Here is an 18624-nt window from a genome sequence, read left to right on the forward strand (position 1 = left end):
CGACGTGGTGCATGCCGGCTCTCGTGAGCATGGGAGCGGTCGGCGATGACCGTCGTGCGCCTGCGGCGGTCGCGCGGTGCGCGAGTGTGCGTGGACCAGCTGCGGCTCCCCGGCGGCAGCGAGTGCCCGAACCGAAGGGAGAGCTCCATGCCGAGACGTCGCGTGGTCGTGGTCGGAGCCGGGATAGGCGGCCTCACGGCCGCGGTGGCACTGCACCGCCACGGCTGGCACGTCACCGTCTGCGAACGCGCCCCGGAACCCCCCGTCACCGGTGCCGGCATCGGTCTCGCCCCCAACGCGCTGCGCGCACTCCACACCATCGACGTCGACGTCACCCAGGCCACCGGCAGCGCCGTACCCGCCGTGATGGGTGTGCGTCGCCGGGACGGTCGGTGGCTCACCCGGACCGGAACCGCCGAACTGGCGGCGCGCTACGGGACACCCCCGATCGCCGTCCCACGCCCGGCCCTCGCCGTCGCCCTGGCCTCCGCCCTGCCGACGGAGGCCCTCCGCTACGGCACCGCCGTGACCGCCATCGACGACGCCGCGGGCCGCCCGGTCCTGCGTACGGAAGCCGGTCCGGACCTTCCCGCCGACCTGGTCGTCGCCGCCGACGGCATCCACAGCCCGCTGCGCCGCGCGTACTTCCCCGGCCATCCCGGCCTGCGCTACATCGGCGAGACCGCCTGGCGGGCCCTCGTGGACGCTCCGGACCTGGGGATACAGGCCATGAGCGAGACCTGGGGACGGGGTGAGCGGTTCGGCGTGACCCCGCTCTCCGACGGCCGGTTCTACCTCTACGCCACCGCGGTCGTTCCGGCCGGCGTACGGTCGGCCGACCACCGTGCCGAACTCCGCCGTCGCTTCGGCTCCTGGCACGACCCGATTCCGGCCCTCCTGGACCGCGTCGACCGCCTCGCCCCCGCCGATGTCCTTCGGCACGACCTCCACGAACTGGCCGCCCCGCTCCCGCGCCTGGACCACGGCCGGATCGCGTGGCTCGGTGACGCCGCCCACGCCATGGCCCCGAACCTCGGCCAGGGCGGCTGCCAGGCCATCGAGGACGCGGTGGTCCTCGCCCATCTGCTGCCTGCCGGGGACGGCGGTGACGGCTCGGACGGCATCCCGGCGGCCCTCGTCGCGTACACCGCCGCCCGGCGCGACCGCACCGACGCCGTGCGCGTCCGCGCCCGCCGGGTCGGCCGCCTGGGTGCCCTCCGCCACCCGCTGGCCGCGGCGGCCCGCGACCTCGTGGTCCGCGCCACCCCCGACTGGCTGGCCCTGCGCGGAATGGACGATCTGTTCGACGGCTTTCGGCTTCCGGACCGGCCGGCGGGCTGATGCCCTGCGGCCGCCCTGGGGCCGGCCCCTCGATCGTTCCCGGAAGCAGGGGGGAGCAGTCCGCGCGACCGGTCCTGTCCACACGTCGATGTGCCCCGGCGCCTTGCGTCGTAGGCTGAATCGCCGGGCAACGCGGCCCGGTCCGGAGGGGCGGAGGGGACATGCCGGAGGAGTTGGCGCGGTTCGAACTCGGCGGTGGGGAAGCCGCGGTGTACGTGGCCTTCGAGGACCAGGACCCGGAGATCGTGCGGGCCCGGAGCCGTGACCGGTCGGGGAGCGGGGCGGTGGAGGTCGCGGCGGGGCGGTTCGAGGAAGGGATCGACCGGATCCGCGAGATGGCCGGGCGGACGCTGGAGCGGATGGTGTCGCTGCCCGCGCCGCCGTCGACCGTGGAGCTCGAGTTCGGGGTGAAGTTCAACGTCGAGACCGGTGCGGTGATCGCCCGGACCGGGGTCGAGGGGCACCTCAAGGTCAAGATGGTCTGGGAGCGGGGCGAGCAGGGGCGACGGGCCGAGGAGGTCGAGGCCGCGTCGGTCGCGAGTGACAGCGGGGATCAGTCGGAAGCGCAGGCCGGGGCGGCCGGCGACGGCTGAGCCATCGGCGGGACCGCGGGTCCGGTGACAGGTTCGGATGCCGGGCCCGTTGCCGGACCCTCGGGCGGTGCGCCGTCCGTCGGCCTGTGGATGAGGTCTCGTGCGGGTGCGGGTGCGGGTGCGGGTGCCGGTGCCGGTGCCGGTGTTGGTGTGTTCGGAGTCCGTGTCGGTGTGGGTGTGCTCGGGGTCTGTGTCGCTTCGGGCTCGGGGGTCTCCGGCGGGCGGCGTTCCTGCTGGCTGCGGTAGAGCGTCGTACGGCCCGTCACCGCCGACGCGCACAGGACCGCCAGCATGCCGGGTCCCAGGAGCGAGGCGTCCGCGACCATTTCCGTCGCCATGACCAGCACGCCGAGCGGGGCGTTGGCCACCGGGCCCAGGCAGGCTGCCATGCCCACGACCACGTACGGGAGCGGTCCCGCCGACGGCAGGTGCAGCGCCTCGCCCAGGCGCCAGGCGAGTGCGCCCGTTCCCGCGCCCACGACCATGCACGGTCCGAAGATGCCGCCCGAGCCGCCGGAGCCGACGGTCAGGGCCGTGCCCGCGATCTTCGCGAGCGGGATGGCGAGCAGCAGCAGGACGGGAAGTCCCGCGACGAGCTCGCGGTCGGTGAGCGCCTCCATCAGGCCGTACCCCGTGCCCAGCACCCCCGGCACGAGCAGCCCGAGGACGCCCACGAGCAGGGCGGCGGCCACCGGCGCGGCGATCCTGGCCGGTACGGACCGCACACGGGCCTCGGCGCGCAGGTGCACGGCGTAGAAGGTGCCCGTGTAGAGCCGTCCGGCCAGGCCGCACAGCAGCCCGGTCACGGCGATCAGGACGAAGTCGCCCACCCCGAAGCCCGGTCCGTCCGCCCCGTGCCGTCCGAGGACGGGCGCGAAGCCGTAGAACGCGCCGAAGACCAGCCACCCCGCGCAGGCCGCCACGAGCGCCTTCGGAAGCACCCGCGCGTCCATGTCCCTGCGGTACAGAAGCTCCGCGCCGAGCAGCGCCCCGCCCAGCGGCGCCTGGAAGATCGCGCCGACGCCCGCGGCGAGTCCGATCACCAGCGCGGTACGGGCCTGTCGGCGTGACATGCCGGTACGGCGCGCGATCACCGAGCCGAACGCCGCCGAGATCTGCGCGGCGGGCCCCTCCGTACCCCCCGATCCGCCGGAGCCGATGGTCAGCGCCGACGCGACGAGCTTCACCACCGTCACCCGGCCGCGCATCCCCGCAGGGTCGTGGTGTGCGGCGGCGATCGCCGCGTCCGTGCCGTGCCCGCGTGCCTCGGGGGCCAGCCAGACGGCGAACGCCGTGGCGAGCAGCGCGCCTCCGGCGGCCACCAGCGGGACGGCCCAGGGGCGTTCGGACGGGACCAGGTCGCGAGGTCCGCCCTCGGCGGAGGTCAGATACGGACGGAATCCGGCGATGTCCTCAAGGAGGAACACGGTGCACAGGTGGAGGAGTCCGAACAGGGCCACCGCACCCAGTCCCGCCACCACGCCGATCAGCAGGGCCGGCGCGATCCAGCGGGACAGCGGGTCCGTCGAGGCCTCCGGAGAGGGGAACAGCCGGGCCACGGACCGTGGCAGAGGACGCCCGACGGTGGAGCGAGGGCCTGTGGTCCTTCTCTTCCAACTCATCGGATCCCCCGGGCTGTTCGAACGGTGTCGCCTAGCATTGTGGCCCAGGGGAGGGCCGGAGCGCTCCATCGCCTCGCCGCTTCGATCGACCGCCCGGCCACCTCGATCACGCCGTCGACGGTCGGCCAACTGTTTGGCCGGGCCGATGATTGGCCATGACACGGGGAGGAGCCCGCACGGCTCCGCGCCCGACGCGGCGCGGCGACGCCCGGCGACGCCGGAGGCGGACGGGCTGTGGGACACGAGCGCGACAGGGGGAGCGCATGAGGGCCGGTCCACTCGAGCGAGGTCCGGACGTCGTACTGCCCGCGAGGGCATCGGGAGCGACGGACCCGGCGGGCCTCGTGAGCCTGCCCGATCTCGACGGCCTCCCGGATCTCGAAGGCCTCCCCGATCTCGCGGCGCTGCCTGACCGTGCGGCGATCCCTGACCTCGCGGCGCTCCCCGACCTCGCCGGGCTTTCGCTGGAGGAGCTTCTCGACGCGCCGAATCCCGTGCTCGCCCGCGCCGCCCGGCGCGTCCTCGACCGGCTGACCGCCGAGGAGGCGCCGCTCGCCGCCTACGACTCGTCCGCCGTACCCACCGACGACCCGCCGGTGTGACCGTGCCCGAGCACCCCCGACCGCCGCTCCCGTTCCGGGAGTTCCTGGTCAAGGTGCACAGCCGCTGCAACCTCGCCTGCCACTACTGCTACGTGTACGAGAGCGCGGACCGGGGCTGGCGCTCCCAGCCGGTCGGCATGGCCCCGGCGACGGCCGGGCGTATCGTCCGGCGGATCGCCGAGCACGCCCGCGGGCACGCCCTCCCCTCCGTGCGGGTCATCCTGCACGGCGGCGAACCCCTCCTCGCGGGCGGGGAGTTCCTCGCCCGCTTCGTCCGCGGACTACGGACCGCGCTGCCCGCCGCCACCCGTGCCGAGGTGGCTCTCCAGACCAACGGGACCCTCCTCGACGAGCCGCTCCTGAGGCTCTGCCGCACCGAGGGCATCCGGATCGGGGTCAGTCTCGACGGCCCGCCGGCCGTCCACGACCGGCACCGCCGCGACCCGGCCGGCCGCGGCAGCCACGCCCGGGTGGCCGGTGCGCTGCGACTCCTCGCCCGCCCCGAACACCGTCCGCTCTGGGCCGGCCTGCTCACCACGGTCGACCCGTCGACCGACCCGCTCGCCACGTACGAGCACCTGCTCTCGTACGATCCGCCCGCCCTCACCCTCATCCTGCCGCTCGGAAACTGGACCGTCCCCCCGCCCGGCCGCGTCCCCGATCCCACCCGCACCCCGTACGCCGACTGGCTCGTCCCCGTCTTCGACCGCTGGTACGCAAGCGCCGGCCGGGCGCCGCGCGTCACCCTCTTCGACTCCGTGATCGATCTGCTCCTCGGCGGCGACTCCGGCAGCGAGGCGATCGGCGGGGCCCCGAGCCGGCTCGCCGTGATCGACACCGACGGCTCGCTGACCCTCTCCGACCACCTCAAGACGACGTACGACGGGGCCGACCGGACGGGGCTCAGCGTGCACCGCGACCCGTTCGACGCGCTGCTCCGCCACCCGGGCGTCGCGGCCCGCCAGGCCGGCCGGGCGGGCCTCTGCGCGGGCTGCCGGGCCTGCCCGCTGGTCGCCGTGTGCGGCGGCGGGCACTATCCGCACCGCTACCGCGAGGGATCCGGCGGTGCGGGCCACGACAACCCGTCCGTGTACTGCCCCGACCTCGTCCGCTTCATCGGGCACGTGGCGAAGGCCGTCGCCGCCGACGTCCCGGCCGCCGGGGGGTCGGGGGCGGCGGCCGTCCGTACCCCCGGCGACCGGGGTGAGGGGGCCGTCCGTACCCCCGGCGACCGGGGTGCGGGGCACGGCGGGTGAGCGTCCGCCCTCCGTCCCCGCTCGTCTCCCCGCAGGACCTCTGGAGGCCCCTGGCGGCCGGTGTCCCCGGTCCGGTGGTCCTCGCCGCCCTGCGCACGGCCCGCCGCAACCGCAACCTCCTGCTGCTCCGCGTCGCCCACCGGCGGTACCGGTCCGATCCGCGATGGGCGGCGGCCGTGGCCCTGCTCGCCGAGGTCCGCCGCGCCCGGCCGGAGGTCTTCGCCGACGTGCTCGGCGGCCCGGAGGCCGGCGCCTGGCTCGGGCGCCACGCCCGCCCCCGTACTCCCGAGGGCGGAACCGTGCACGACGCCGACGGCGAACCCGCCGCAGGGCTCGCCCGGTTCGCCGCCGCGGCGGCCCTCCGCGCCGGGATCCGCTTCCGGGTCGGGGTGCCGGTCGCGGACGGTACGGCGCTGGTCCTGCCCGGACTCGGCGCCGTCCTCTTCCCGGAGCCCGGTCCCCCCACCGCCACCGTCCTGCGCGACCGGAACGGCGCCGCGGTCGTACGGGACGGTGGGGAGCGGCCCGTGGCGATCCACGGCGTCGGTGGTGGAGGGGGCTGGTTCCCCTTACCGCGGATACGGCTCGGTGAGCGGGCCACCGTACGGCTCGACAGCCTCGACCCGTTGCGGCTCGGCGGCCCCCCGGCCCTGCCTCCCCGCCTCCTGTCGCCTGCCGAGCACGCGGACTGGGCTCGTCGACTGGGCGCAGCCTGGCGGGTGTTGACGGATCGTCATCCAGGGCGGGCGGAGACGGTCGCGGAGGTGCTGCGCGTGCTCGTGCCGCTCACGGGGGAGGACGGAACCGGCTGGCGCAGCGCCTCGTTCGGCGACGCGGCCGGACTGGTCGTACTCTCCCCGGTCGACGACCCGGTCGAACTCGCCGCGGACCTCGTCCACGAGACCCAGCACTCCCTGCTCTACGCCGCCATGGACCTCGTCGAACTGCTCGACTCCCCGCCCGGAGCCCGGGCCGACGCCCCCTGGAGCGACCGCCCCCGGCCTCCCGCCGCGCTGCTCCACGGCGGCTCCGCCTTCCTCGTCACGGCGGGTTTCTGGCGCACCGAACTGCGGCTCGGCAACCCCGCCGCCCGGCGGCCGTACGAGCACTGGCGGCGCACCGCCGCGGCCGCCCTGGCCGTCCTCACCGCCCATGACGACTGGACGACGGAGGACGGCCGACGGCTGCTCGGGGCCCTGCGGGCCGTGCTCGCCTCCTGGGCGGAGGGAGACCGGTGCCCGCTCCCGTGAAGGGGCCGCTTCACGGGTAGGGACGCCCGGACCTCACAGCGGGGGCGGCTCGATGTCGCACTCCGCCCGCCGCCCCGCCTCCGCCGACAGCGTCTCCCAGTGATCGGGTCCCAGCGTGTCGTGGTAGCGGCGCACCACCGAGGCCAGCAGCTCCGTGCCCCGCTCCTCCTCGCCGCAGGACACGAGGTCGAGCGACAGGTTGCACAGGGCTGCCAGCGTCGCCGGATGCCGGTCCCCGTACCGCTCCTCCAGGGTCCGGGCACACCGCGCGCCCAGGTCGCGCGCCGCCTCGTGGTCGCCCGTCCTGGCCATCCCGGTCGCCAGGTTGACGTGCGCGAGCAGCGGCCACGGATGCGTCTCGTACAACGCCCGTTCGAGCCCCGGGGCGGTCGCCTGGTCGAGCCGGAGCCCCTGCGGGAACTTGCCCACCGCGCGCAGCGCCGCCCCGTGATTCACGGCCGCCACGTACGTCAGCGGATGCTCGGCGCCGAGCACCTCCCGGTACCGCTCCACGGCCTGCGCGCCCTGCCGCTCGGCGGCCTCCGTGTCGCCCGTCAGCCGCAGGTCGTTGGCGAGGTTGGCGAACGCGGCCAGCGAGTCGATGTGCTGGGCCCCGAAGATGGTCAGATACAGGTCCAGTGCCTCCTCGGCGAGCCTCCGCGCCCGCTCGAACCGGCCGGCCTTGCGGCAGGTCACCGACATGTTCTTGATCGCCCGCATGGTGTGCGGATGCCGGTCGCCGTACTGCGCGCGGTACTGCGCGAGCGTCTGCTCCTGGAGTTCGAGCGCGGCCGCGTACTCGCCGCACTCGCGCATGTCGCGGGCCACGTTGTTGACGGAGAAGAGGGTGGAGTGCGCGGTCGATCCGAGGACCGTGCGGCGGTCGCGGTAGACGCGCCGGTCGAGGTCCAGCGCCTCGCCGTAGCGCCCGTTGACACGCAGGCTCACCCCGTAGTTGTGCCCGGCCCGCAGGGTGAACGGATCCTCCGCCCCGTACACGTTCACGCTGCGCCGGTACGCGTCCTCGTCCAGCCCCATGGCGTCCGCGAACAGGCCCGCCGTCCGCAGGTCCGCGGCGAGCGCGCCGGCGGCCGTGAGCGTGTACTCGTGGTCGTCGCCCACGGTCTCCCGTAGACGCCGCAGCACCTCCTCGCTCAATGGCCGCGAGGTGGCGAACTCGGCCAACTGCCAGTGCGCGCTGGCCCGGTAGCGCGTCGCCCACAGTGTCTGGAGGTCGTCCGCGCCGAGGAACGACCGCCAGTCCGTGCTGATCCGCTCGCCGAGCTGCGCCGCCCCGCGCAGCACGCCCCGCGCCAGCAGATAGGAGATCAGGTGGATCGCGGTGTCCCGGATGTGCCGGTCGTCGCAGTGCGGCAGCCCGGTCGGCTCCAGGTGCGGAAGGATGTCGGCGTAGTTCCGCCAGTGCTCGGGCCGCTGGGTGTCGCCCGGATCGTGCGCGGCGATGACCTGGTGCACCAGGTGGCGCATGTCGCTCTGCTCCTGCGCCGACAGCTCGTCCTGGAGGACCGCCCGCACCAGCCGGTGCATCTGCACCGTCCCCGCCACGTTGTCGACGGTGAGCAGCGAGAACTGGTTGATCGCCCGGATGGTACGCCCCCGGGCCAGCGGGTCGCGGGCCAGCCGCATCAGCGCCGGTGGCAACGGCAGCATCCTGGCGTCGTGCAGGAAGGCCTGAGCGACCGGCTCGGGCCCGAAGAAGGCCAGCAGGCGCAGGAGTTCGAGCGCGCCCGGCGTCTGGGCGGACAGGGCGTCCATGGAGGCCCGCCACACCACCGCCACCGGCAGGGTGATCGAGTCGACGCCCTCGGCCAGCACCTCGGCCCGCCGCTGCTCGATCATCGTCAGGAAGTCCGGCACCGCGATGCCGGTCTGGCGCTGGAGCGCCGCGCACTGCTCCAGGGCGAGCGGCAGATCGCCGAGGAGTTCCGCCAGTTGGTCCGCCTGCTCCGGACTCGCCCAGGGCGCGCGCGCCCGCAGGAAGGACCGGCTCTCGGGGCGGGTGAACACGTCCACCTTGGTCGCGAGGACCCGGTCCGACCAGCCGGCGTGGCGCGAGGTGATGAGGATGCGCCCGGTCCCCTCGGAGTCGCCGATCAGCGACGGCAGGTACGGGATGACCTCGTTGGGCTGTCCCGCGTTGTCGAACACCAGCAGCCAGCGGCTGTGCGGCGCGCCCGAGGCCAGCGCGGCCAGCACGCGGGCCACCGTGTCGCTCTGAGGGTCGGGTACCAGGCCGAGTTCGGGTGCGAGCATGGTCAGTTGGGCCCGGATCACGGCGGGCTGCTCGGCGTCGATCCACCACACCCGGTCGTACTCGTGCCGGTGCAGCTGGACGTACTTCAGCGCGAGCTGTGTCTTGCCGACGCCCCCGAGGCCGTGCAGCGCGTGCGGCAGGACGGCGGCCCTGGTGCTCGACCCCAACTGCCGGTGCAACTCGTTCAGTTCGGATTCACGCCCGGCGAAGTGCGGGTTGGGCAGCGGTACGGACCGGGGTGAGCGGGACTGGCCGGGGGGCGACTGGCCCGAGGAGCCCGGTCCTCCGCCGGAGCCGGGGGTGGTGCCGGTGCCGCCGGGTTCGGTGCCGGGGCCGGTGACAGGGGGCGTGGAATCCGGTGCGGTGCCGCCCGCCGATGGGGGTTCCATGCTGGTGGTGTCCTTTGCGTTCGGGGGCGTTGTGTCGTTGTCCTGGGCGGCTTCGGCTCCGGCTTCCGCTCCCGCTCCGGTTGCGGTTTCCGTTGCGGTTCCGGCCTCGCTTCCGGGGTGGGGGTCGTCCGTCGGCCGACCGGGGCCTGAGGCGTCGAACGCCGGAACGCTGCCCACCGGAACCCTTGCCGGGCCCTCCTCCCGCGTCACCTCTTCCCCGGTGGTGACCGGACCGAACGGCGTCGTCCCCCGAACCGGGTTCCAAACCGCACCATAGGGTGGACCGAGCGCACTGAGCGCGGGTCCCGCGGCGTCGAGCAGTTCGCGGTCCAGATCGGTGAGGGTGTCCGCGTCGGGCTCCTCCCGGCTGCCGATCACCGTGCTCAACAGGTCCGGCCGGGCCCCGACCGCGCGTCCGGCCAGCGCGGAGGTCTCCTGGAGCGTGCGCAGCAGTTCGGTGCGGCCGAGACCGCGCAGCAGCCGGGAGCGCACCCCGTCCAGGAACTCGAACGCGTACTCCTCGTCGGTCCCTCCCGGACCGGCCGTGGTGCGCGAGGCGAGCAGCCCGCCCAGCAGGATCTCCGCGAACGGCAGCGGTCCGCCGACCGCCGTCGGCCCCTGGCGCACCGCCTCCACCACCTCGGGCCGCAGCGGCACCATCGCGAGCCGGGCCGCGAGCCGCCGCGCCGCCGGCGAGGCCTGCTGCAGGAACCGCCGTACCGCCAGGTCCGGAGGCACCGGCCGGCGCCGCTCCTCCCAGGAGAACGGCGGCAGGCAGTGCGCCGTGAGCCCCTTCTCGTCCACCAGCAGCGAGGTCGTCTCGGCCCAGGGCAGAGCGCCCCCGGTCACCATCCGGGCCCAGCCCGCGAACCAGTCGGGCTCCAGCTCCAGTACGGGCACGGGGACGGGCAGCGGATCGGCCGGGTCGCTGTCGCGCGGCCGCTCCCACCTTCCGTGCCGCAGCAGTTCCAGACGGGAGTTGGGCAGTCCCGGCGTGGAGGCGCGCACCCGCAGTTCCCTCGGCACGCCCTCGCAGAGATCCCACAGGTGAGTCGGAAGGGGCTGCAGCACGGCGACCGGCGCGCGTCTGCCCCAGGTGTGCAGCAGCCGCGGTACGGCTCCGCACGCCCAGGCGTCGCCCACGCAGTCGCTCATCAGCAGGACGATCCGGCGCCCGTCCGGATGGAACAGCTCCGCGGGGCTGTGCCGCAGCCCCCGGTCGGCCGAGCGGAGCACCGCGTGCTTGCCGTCCCGGGTGTCCAGCGTCCAGAGCCGTACGTCGGCGAACGCGCCCTGCATGCGCAGCAGTTCGGCGAACGCCCGGGCCACGGGCTGCCACACCGTCATGGACACACTGCGCTCCACGACGAGCGCCACCTCGAACCAGCGGTCGGGCGGCCGGGTGAGCACCGGGTCCCAGTGGCCGGTCTCGGCCGCCCGTACCGCCGTAGCCTCCTCGTCCAGCACCCGCCGCCGGGCGCCACCCGGCAGGCGGCGGTTGAGCGGCCGCAGGGCCCGGGACAGATTCCGGGGGCTCCGGAGCGCACCGGGTAATTCCTCCCCGGTGACGGCGCCCCGGCCGGAGGACAGCGTGTGGGAGACCCGGGGAAGGGCGGGCACCTGGCCGTCGGGGACGGCCGGGCCGGTGGCGCCGGCGCCGAGAGCGGGGGAGACGTTCACGGTGGATGAGTCTGTGGCCGGATTCGTGGCTGTGGCTGTGGCTGTGGCTGTGGTGGTGGCTGAGTCCGCGGCCGGGTCCGTGGGGCGATCCGTACCGTCGGCAACGCTCGGCGAGTCCGCTCCGGTGCCGGCTTCCGTGCCCGTTCCCGCGTCCGTGCCGATGTGGGTGTCGGTGCCCGCCGCTCCGGCCGTGTCACCCGTCGTACGCGAGGGCCGGGAAGGGCCGGAGGGAGCGGCGGCACCCGTGTCGTGGCAGCCGGAGTCACCGTCGGGGCCCGGCGGCCCCTCCTCCTCTCCGATCACCTCCGCGAGCCAGATCGCCTCCGCCCATTCGCGGGCCGTGGGCCCTGCGGAGCCCGCGGGTCCGGTCATGGTGAGAGGTCCGAGGACAGGTTCCGCCAGAGGGCGTCGCGCAGGTGTCGCCATGAGGTGCCGTCCGCCTCGGCGGCACCGTTGGTGAGCATGTGCACCGTGTTGAGCAGCTGGTCGACGGCGAGGTCGGCCGTGTCGCCCCGCCGCTCCACGAACTCCCGCACCAGCTCCCGCGTCCGCTCGTCGAGGGCCCCGCCGAAGTGGGAGGCGACCATCGCGGCGAGCCGCTGCCCGTCCGGCGCGGGCATCCGCACCTCCAGACACCTGCGGCGGAAGGCGGGCGGGAAGTCGCGCTCCCCGTTGCTGGTGATCACCACGACGGGGAACTCGGCACAGCGCACCCGGCCCGCCGTCACGGTGACGCGGTGGTCGTGGTCGGCGGTGGCCACCTCCACCTGGCGCTGCGACTGGGCGAGCCGCTCCAGCTCGGGGACGCGGAACTCGCCCTCCTCGAAGATGTGCAGCAGGTCGTTGGGCAGGTCCACGTCGCTCTTGTCCAGCTCGTCGACGAGGAGCACCCGAGGCCGCCGCCACGGCAGCAGGGCGGTCCCCACCGGGCCGAGCGTGAGGTAGCGGCCGATGCCCGGCAGCGGGCCGTCCCCGGCGGGGGAGCGGCGCCCCGGCTGCGGGGCGTCCTGGACGCGGCCGATGGCGTCGTAGTCGTACAGCCCGTCGCGGAGCGTGGTGCGGCTGACCACCGGCCACCACAGCACCCCGCCGAGGCCCAGCTCGGAGGCGATCTGGTGGGCGAGGGTGGACTTCCCGGTGCCGGGCGCGCCGGTGACGAGCAGCGGGCGACGCAGATGGATCGCGGCGTTCACGACGTGCAGCACCTTCGGGTCCAGCGTGCCACCCCGTCGCCTGCCGAGCCGGCGCCGGGTGTCGTGGCCGTCGGCGGGCACGGGGACGGTCAGCGGACCGCGCTCGGACTCCGGCCGGAAACGGCGCCAGGTCGGCGGCGGGGGGAGCTTCGGCAGTGCCTCGTCCCGCGGTGAGCGGTGCTCACCGGTGTCCCGGAAGACCCACCAGTCGGGGACGGTGAACCCGCCGTCCCCGCTGCCCCCGTCGGCACCCGCGGCGTCGCCGCTCGTGCCGTCCGTCGCGCGGTCCACGGTCCCGCTCATGGCAAGCCACCCCCGGTCGACGGATGCCCCAGTGCGGCGTCCGCCCCCTCCAGTCCGTCACGACCGTCCCACACTAGGCTGATGTGGCGATGCAGGTCCAGAACGGAGAACGCCTCCGCGTCCGGCCCCACTTCTCCCCTCACCATCCTTACCCGTTCGGGCAGTTCCATGAGCCTGCCGGCCAGGATCTTTCGTGTCTTCCGTTCCGCTTCGGGATGGCCGCCCACCTCGCGCACCGCCACGATCACCGGAATCCCCATCTCCAGCAGCACGTTGACCGCGTCTCCCTCCAACCCTCCGGTGTACGGGGGAGGTTCGAGGAAAAGCCAGCCCATCTGATCACGGTCGTGACGCAGCTGCCGGAGCAGCTCGACCGGCAGCAGCCGCTCTCCGTACGGCACCACGCGCACGGCGGCCGAGTCGAAGGCGGTCTCCGGGGCGGTGGTGAGGACGTCGGACCGCGCGTGGAGCCGCGGACGCCAGTGTGGCTTCGCCCACCGGTCCCGGCTGCGGACCAGGACCGTGTGGTCGGCGCCGATCGGACGGGCCACCGAGTCCGGCGGCCAGGCCATGATCTGGTCCACCGGCAGCCACAGCAGCGGCCTCGGCAGCAGGAACTCCACCACCATTCCCGCGCTCAGCTCCCCGAGCCCCTGCACACAGGACAGGTAGCGGCCCGCGACCTCCTCCTCCATCGCGGCCTGCGAGGACCGGCGCACCGGCTCGCCGTACGGCCGTGCCCCCTCCGGACCGGGCGACACCACCCAGGTCCGCACGGTGTAGACGTCGGGCACGGGCGTGCGCGCGGTGATCTCCACGAGCAGCCGGTACGGGGAGAGCGGCCGGCCCGCCCGGGCGGCCACCTGGGCACGCAGCCCGGTCAGCCGCTGCGGACTGCGACAGCCCAGATGGGCGGCGACCCGTCCGCTCCAGGCGTGCAGCCTGGCCCGGAGGGGGGTGTCCTCCAGGACGGCCACGGTCTCGACGAGGACGAGGAGGGGGTGCGGCTCGTTCGTCCAGCCGTACGGCAGATCCTCGAACACCGCCAGCAGCGCGGCGATCTCGCCCTGCCGGTCGTCGTGGCCCCGGTCGGGCCCCCAGTCCTCGGGCGAGGTCGGACCGGCACCGGACTCGTGCAGGACGCGCAGGGCGAGGGAACGCAGCCGGGGCGCCTGCTCGCAGGACTCCAGGAGTTCGCACAGGGTCCGGCGCTGGTGCGGCTCCAGGAGGTCCGCGGGGAAGAGCTGCCGGTGCAGCCGCTCCACCTCCCGCCAGCTGGCCGTCTTCTGGTGGCCGCGGGAGAACTCCTCCAGGTAGACGGCCAGCCCGCCCGGATGGTCGGCGCAGTAGGCCAGTTCCTGGGCGAGCGCCTCCACGGTGACGCCCTCGGGCGCGCGCGGGTCCGCCCCGCACTCCGCCGCGACCCGGCGCAGCGCCGCCGAGCGGGCCGACGAGGTGTCCGCGAGCGAACGTTGGAGCCGGACCATCTCGTGGGCCAGCCGCCAGTACGGATCGTGGGAGCCGCTCATCGGGCGGCCCCACCGCCGGGCCCCCGCGCACGCAGCCGGGCGACCTCGCGGTCGAACTCCCGCATCGGCAGCGAGCCCGACTCGTACCAGCGCAGCGCCGCCGCGAACCGCTCGATGCCGTCCTCGTACTCCAGGCAGAGCCCGAGCACCGCGCGCGCGTCGTTGATCAGAACGCCGGTCCGCTCGACGTGGAAGGCTATGTGGTCCCCGGTGTCCCGGAGCACCCGCTCGCGGCGGTGCGGATCGGCGAAGCTCCGTACCTTCACGAGCACCCGGGCGAGATCCCGCTCGGCGCTGGGCGGCCACGGCGGCGGAAGGACGTCGTCCGACGCGTCGGAACCGGGGGAGCGGAAGGCGTCGTACGAGGCGGGGCCGCGGTCCGTGTCGTACGCGTCGGAGGCGCGGTCCCCTGCTGGGGAGCCGGTCACCGCGTCCGCCAGGTCGGGGCAGTACCGTACGACGATCTCGACGGGGATCATCCAGCCGGTACGGCGCTCCGCGCGGGTGTCCTCCGCGACCACCAGGCCGAGCACGTCCCCGGAGCCGTCGACGACCCCGGCCCCGCTGTAGCCCTGCCGCAGCCGGTCCCCGGACTCGCCGGCGGCCTCCAACTGCATCCACTCGGGGCTCAGTCCGCCGGATCCCACCAGCCGTGCGCGCACCCACAGCCCGGCGGGCGCGCCGACGACCTGCCCGAAGGCGCGGACGATCCGGTCGCGGGCGGGGCCGCACGGCCGCAGCCTGGCGGGCCCGCAGTCGGCGGGGGCGTCCTCGTACAGGTCGAGCACCGCGACGTCGGCCCGCTCCTCGTCCGGTGGCGCCCATCCCCGGGGTGCGACCCCGGCGCGCACGGGCGCCGCGCCGGGAGCGAGGGAGCCGGGGAAGTCCACCATGAGCTCCGCCTCCCGCGGATCCCCGTCGTCGGGGCCGAGCGCCCCTTCCACGACGTGCGCGCAGGTGACCACCCGGCCACCGGCCACGAGCACCCCGGCGCCGACCGGTGTGCCCCGCGCGTCCAGGATCCGAACGCGCCATGAATCCGCGAGCGAACGTCCCACCCCTGTGCCCCCGTTCCCCACTCCGCGAGCCTCCGCCACACGCCCGGTCCGCCGGTCCGACGGGTCAGCCCGGTCCGCAGGGTCCGGGCACGGCGGTGAACCAGGTACTGGAGGAGCGCGTGTTGCAGCCATGCTAAGCAGCAATACCCGGTCGGCGTCACGACAAGTCGTCGAATCCGACGGGACGGCCGAGGTGTGGCCGAATGTCGCCGTCCGGGCTTCCCCCACCCCGTCCCGCCGACCCCGGCGCCGACGAAGGCGGCGGGTGGGGTCAGCCGGACGAGGGATCAGGCTCCGCAGGCGGGCAGGGTTCGCGCGTGACCGCCGACGTTCTCGTCGTCGGTGCCCAGCAGGGCGTCCGCGGAGCCGGGCAGGCACTCCACCGCCTCGATCTTGTACTGCGGGAACGTCCCCAGCAGGGTCGGGGAGGCCGCCAGCGCGACCCGCACCCGGCCCGTCGCGGAGATCGTGACCCGGCCCGCCGCGGTCACCGCGGAGTCGAACGGGCCGTCGTCACCGGCGTCCGACGCCGAACTCACCACGAGCCGACCGGTGTCCGTGACCGCGATGTCGGAGATGTGCCGCGTCCCGCTCTCGGTCGGATACGCGGCCCGGTAGGTGCGCTGCGTCACCGCGCCGAACAGCGGCTGCCCCCACGCGGCGAACGTCAGCGGCGCCGCGTACAGCGTCGCCGGACGCTCGCCCGCGCCACGGTCCGCCCACAGGGCGGCGAACTTCCCGTTCTGGGCGACGAGCGCGAAGCTCTCGAAGTCGTCGCCCTCGCCGATCGCCGGCAGCGGCGTGTAGTCGACGACCGTCGCCGTGGAGCCGGCGACCTTGAGGCGGAAGAGGATGCCGCGGCCGGTGAGCGCCAGGTACTCGCCAGGGATGCCCGGGATCGCCTCGACGGCCTCCAGGTCGACCGGCTCCGACCCGTCCCAGGTGATCGGGGAGACGACGGCGGAGCCCTCCGTGTGAGTGATCCGGGACAGTCGCTGCTGCCCGGAGCGCTTGTTGTCGTGCACGGCCAGTACCCGCACCCCCGCCCCGTCCTCGGTACGGCCCTCGAAGGCGAGGCCGCTGATCCCGCTGCGGGCGTCCGCGCCGACCTTCCGCCATTCTCCTTCGGCCCCGGCGGGGGCGGTGCCGAACGTCGTGAGCAGCGCGGTCGCCGCGGTGAGCCAGGCCATGCGGTGCAGCATCGGGAGTTTCACTGGAGTGGCTTGCCTTCTCTGTCCGACAGAACGCGAGGTCACGCGCCGGACGTCACGCTATTGATCTTGGTGGGTGCGGTCCCAGTGACGGTTGCTCCGTTCGCCGGAGCGCGCGGTCGGAAACGGAGGGCGCGCACGTCGTACGGGCGCAAGCCCTCCCCGGTGCTGCTCGACGTGCTGCGGTACGTCGTCGAGGGCTGCTCCCGCTGCCGTCGGGCCTCCGGCGTCAGGGCTCGGGGGTGGCTACTGGCCCGGGATCTCGAAGACGTGGTCCGGGGTCACGACCTCCGTGACGGCCTTGCCGAAGAGGGTGCTGGGCGTCCCGGCGTCCGAGGTGATGTCGGTGTTGAGGAGGACGACGAGGGTCGCCTGCTCCTCGGGCAGGTAGATCGTCAGCGACTGGTAGCCCGGCAGGGAACCGTTGTGGCCGATCCAGCCCTGGGCGTTGAAGATGCCGAGACCGTATCCGGAGCCACCGGGGCCGGGCTGCGGGATCTCCAGGCGTTCGGCCTGGGTCTCGGCGGTGAGCAGTGTGCCCGTGGCGACGACCTTGGCCCAGGTGCGCATGTCCTGGAGGTTGGAGATCATCGCCCCGGCGGCCCAGCCCCAGGAGGGATTCCAGTCCGTGGCGTCCTCGACGTCGCCCGAGGCGGTCTGTTCGGTGTAGCCGTGGGCGTGCGGCCTGGGGAACGCGGCGTCCGTCGGGAAGGCGGTGTGCCGCAGCCCCGCGGGCTCGACGACGTTCTCCTGGATGTACTCGTCCAGGGGCATGCCGCCGGCCTTCTCCACGACGAGACCGAGGAGGACCGTGTTCGTGTTCGAGTACTGGAACGACTCGCCGGGCTGGAACTCCACCGGGTGCGCGAAGGAGTAGTCCAGCAACTCCTGCGGGGTGAACTGACGGTCGGGGTTCGAGGTCAGGGCCGTGAAGAAGTCCTCGTCCGCGGTGTAGCTGAACAGGCCGCTGCGCATGTTCGCGAGGTCGCGCAGGGTGATCTTGTCGCCGTTCGGCACACCGGCGACGTACTCGGAGATCGGGTCGTCGAGACCCACCTTGCCCTCGTCGACCAGTTCGAGCACGGCGGTCACCGTGAACGTCTTGGTCTCGCTGCCGATCCGCATGTAGAGGCCGGGACTCATGGGGGCGCCGGTCTCCTTGTCCGCCACTCCGAAGGACCGGATGTACGTGCCCTTGCCCGGCGCCGACAAGGCGACCATGACGCCCGGCACCGCCGCCTCCCGCATGACGTCCTGGACCGCCGTGTCCAGCTTGGCGGCGACGGCCGGGGTGAGCTCCGGGAACTCCGTGTCCACCGAGGCGGCGGGCGCGGGCGCGGACGACGTCACGAACGCCGCCGGGCCGGGGGGCTCGGTGGCGAGGGCGGTGCCCGCGCCCAGCGGGGCCGCGAAGATCCCGAGGGCCGCGACGCCGGCGCAGAGACGCCGCCGACGGCTGGATGAGTACCTCACGGCGGGCCTCCTGGCTGCCGGGGACGACACTCCACCTCCCAGGCTAGGTCCGCCCGAGAGGGCTCGCACGGCGACCCGGGACCGTCTGTTAGGTTCCGGGTCTCTGTGAGTCGCCGTTCCCCGGGCCTCCGGTCGAGAGGAAGAGCCGCACGATGGCCGTCATCCACCACACCACGATGCAGCCCACCAAACTGGAACTGATCGCCGCGTGGCTGCCCACCCGCGACTGGTACACCGGCCGGACGGAGGGGCCGGAACCGGTCAAGGCCGGGGGGTTCCGGCTGAACGACCCCGCGGGCGAGGTGGGCATCGAGTTCATGACGGTCACCGACGGGACGGAGGAGGGGGCCCTCGCCTACCTCGTGCCCATGACGTACCGCGGGGCTCCGCTGGAGGGCGCCGAGCACGCCCTGATCTGCACCTCCGAGCACGGTGTCCTGGGGACCCGCTGGATCTACGACGGCGCCCACGACCCGGTGCTCGTCGGGCAGTTGTACGCGCTGCTCAGCGGTCGCGCCGAGGCGCAGGACCAGTCCCTCGACGACACGCCGGACCGTACGGTCTCGGTCTTCCCGGCCGAGGGCGGTGACGTGTCCGGCGCGGCCTCGGCGGAGCTCGTACGGGTGGTGGAAGGGTCCGATCACACCGACGCGGTGGTACGGGTGAGCGGCGGCGAGGCCGGTGAACTGGCCCTGCGTGTACGGCGGGTGCTGCGCGACGCCGACGAGGGCGACGCCCCTGGGCTAGGGCGGGTCATCGCCGAGTGGCGGCTGCCGGACGGGCGCACCGCCCGTGGCCCCTACGCGGTCGTCGAGCCCGTCCTCTGACGCCCGGGGGCACTCCCGGGCC

At 74.3% G+C, this 18624-nt stretch carries 13 protein-coding genes; 6 read left to right on the plus strand and 7 right to left on the minus strand.

What is annotated here, in order from left to right; all coding sequences use genetic code 11:
* Positions 1-147 precede the first annotated feature (147 nt).
* Together OG580_RS30735 and OG580_RS30740 are read left to right on the plus strand one after the other, a co-directional pair.
* The gene (locus OG580_RS30735; protein ID WP_267046903.1) at positions 148-1341 is read left to right on the plus strand and encodes an FAD-dependent oxidoreductase; all 1194 of its coding nucleotides are present in this window, start codon (positions 148-150) and stop codon (positions 1339-1341) included.
* A gap of 161 nt (positions 1342-1502) precedes the next feature.
* On the plus strand, positions 1503-1934 hold the full coding sequence (locus OG580_RS30740; RefSeq protein WP_267046904.1) for a CU044_2847 family protein: 432 nt from the start codon (positions 1503-1505) through the stop codon (positions 1932-1934).
* Here OG580_RS30740 and OG580_RS30745 read toward each other — a convergent pair.
* Positions 1895-3493, minus strand: coding sequence for a chloride channel protein (locus OG580_RS30745; protein ID WP_267046905.1), 1599 nt, complete (start codon positions 3491-3493; stop codon positions 1895-1897). The two genes, OG580_RS30740 and OG580_RS30745, sit on opposite strands and share 40 nt — an antisense overlap.
* A 407-nt stretch (positions 3494-3900) precedes the next feature.
* Here OG580_RS30745 and fxsA point away from each other — a divergent pair, with 407 nt between their 5' ends.
* From fxsA to OG580_RS30760, 3 genes are read left to right on the plus strand one after another with little or no spacing between them, the layout of a single operon-like run.
* Positions 3901-4158 carry an FxSxx-COOH cyclophane-containing RiPP peptide gene (fxsA, locus tag OG580_RS30750; protein ID WP_267046906.1) on the plus strand — a complete coding sequence of 86 codons (258 nt, stop codon included), beginning with the start codon at positions 3901-3903 and terminating at the stop codon, positions 4156-4158.
* Positions 4159-4160: 2 nt separating this feature from the next.
* Positions 4161-5414 (plus strand): FxsB family cyclophane-forming radical SAM/SPASM peptide maturase, encoded by a 1254-nt coding sequence (locus tag OG580_RS30755; protein WP_267046907.1) that lies wholly within the window; start codon positions 4161-4163, stop codon positions 5412-5414.
* Positions 5411-6664, plus strand: coding sequence for an HEXXH motif-containing putative peptide modification protein (locus tag OG580_RS30760; RefSeq protein WP_267046908.1), 1254 nt, complete (start codon positions 5411-5413; stop codon positions 6662-6664). Before OG580_RS30755 ends, OG580_RS30760 begins: the two co-directional genes overlap by 4 nt.
* 33 nt (positions 6665-6697) lie before the next feature.
* Here the strand turns inward: OG580_RS30760 and fxsT are convergent, their stop codons facing one another.
* The 6 genes from fxsT to OG580_RS30790 form a co-directional block, all read right to left on the minus strand.
* A complete protein-coding gene (gene fxsT, locus OG580_RS30765) occupies positions 6698-11380 on the minus strand; it encodes an FxSxx-COOH system tetratricopeptide repeat protein (RefSeq protein ID WP_267046909.1) in 4683 nt (1560 codons plus the stop codon).
* Positions 11377-12504 (minus strand): MoxR family ATPase, encoded by a 1128-nt coding sequence (locus OG580_RS30770; protein ID WP_267046910.1) that lies wholly within the window; start codon positions 12502-12504, stop codon positions 11377-11379. Before OG580_RS30770 ends, fxsT begins: the two co-directional genes overlap by 4 nt.
* The gene (locus OG580_RS30775; RefSeq protein ID WP_267046911.1) at positions 12501-14033 is read right to left on the minus strand and encodes a hypothetical protein; all 1533 of its coding nucleotides are present in this window, start codon (positions 14031-14033) and stop codon (positions 12501-12503) included. Before OG580_RS30775 ends, OG580_RS30770 begins: the two co-directional genes overlap by 4 nt.
* On the minus strand, positions 14030-15091 hold the full coding sequence (locus tag OG580_RS30780; RefSeq protein ID WP_267046912.1) for a trypsin-like peptidase domain-containing protein: 1062 nt from the start codon (positions 15089-15091) through the stop codon (positions 14030-14032). Before OG580_RS30780 ends, OG580_RS30775 begins: the two co-directional genes overlap by 4 nt.
* 287 nt (positions 15092-15378) lie before the next feature.
* Positions 15379-16281, minus strand: coding sequence for a hypothetical protein (locus OG580_RS30785; RefSeq protein WP_267046913.1), 903 nt, complete (start codon positions 16279-16281; stop codon positions 15379-15381).
* Between the two features lie 267 nt (positions 16282-16548).
* A complete protein-coding gene (locus OG580_RS30790) occupies positions 16549-17775 on the minus strand; it encodes a serine hydrolase (RefSeq protein WP_267046914.1) in 1227 nt (408 codons plus the stop codon).
* 152 nt (positions 17776-17927) lie between these two features.
* Here OG580_RS30790 and OG580_RS30795 point away from each other — a divergent pair, with 152 nt between their 5' ends.
* The gene (locus tag OG580_RS30795; protein WP_267046915.1) at positions 17928-18602 is read left to right on the plus strand and encodes a 1,4-alpha-glucan branching protein; all 675 of its coding nucleotides are present in this window, start codon (positions 17928-17930) and stop codon (positions 18600-18602) included.
* Positions 18603-18624: the final 22 nt, after the last annotated feature.

The sequence above is a fragment of the Streptomyces sp. NBC_00094 genome (assembly GCF_026343125.1).
GTDB lineage: Bacteria > Actinomycetota > Actinomycetes > Streptomycetales > Streptomycetaceae > Streptomyces.

Bases quoted from the DNA above. Each gene is read 5' to 3' on its own strand.
- OG580_RS30735 (WP_267046903.1), top strand. From the start codon at position 148: ATGCCGAGACGTCGCGTGGTCGTGGTCGGAGCCGGGATAGGCGGCCTC.
- OG580_RS30775 (WP_267046911.1), bottom strand. From the start codon at position 14,033: ATGAGCGGCTCCCACGATCCGTACTGGCGGCTGGCCCACGAGATGGTC.
- OG580_RS30770 (WP_267046910.1), bottom strand. From the start codon at position 12,504: ATGAGCGGGACCGTGGACCGCGCGACGGACGGCACGAGCGGCGACGCC.
- OG580_RS30785 (WP_267046913.1), bottom strand. From the start codon at position 16,281: ATGGCCTGGCTCACCGCGGCGACCGCGCTGCTCACGACGTTCGGCACC.
- fxsT (WP_267046909.1), bottom strand. From the start codon at position 11,380: ATGACCGGACCCGCGGGCTCCGCAGGGCCCACGGCCCGCGAATGGGCG.
- OG580_RS30795 (WP_267046915.1), top strand. From the start codon at position 17,928: ATGGCCGTCATCCACCACACCACGATGCAGCCCACCAAACTGGAACTG.
- OG580_RS30740 (WP_267046904.1), top strand. From the start codon at position 1,503: ATGCCGGAGGAGTTGGCGCGGTTCGAACTCGGCGGTGGGGAAGCCGCG.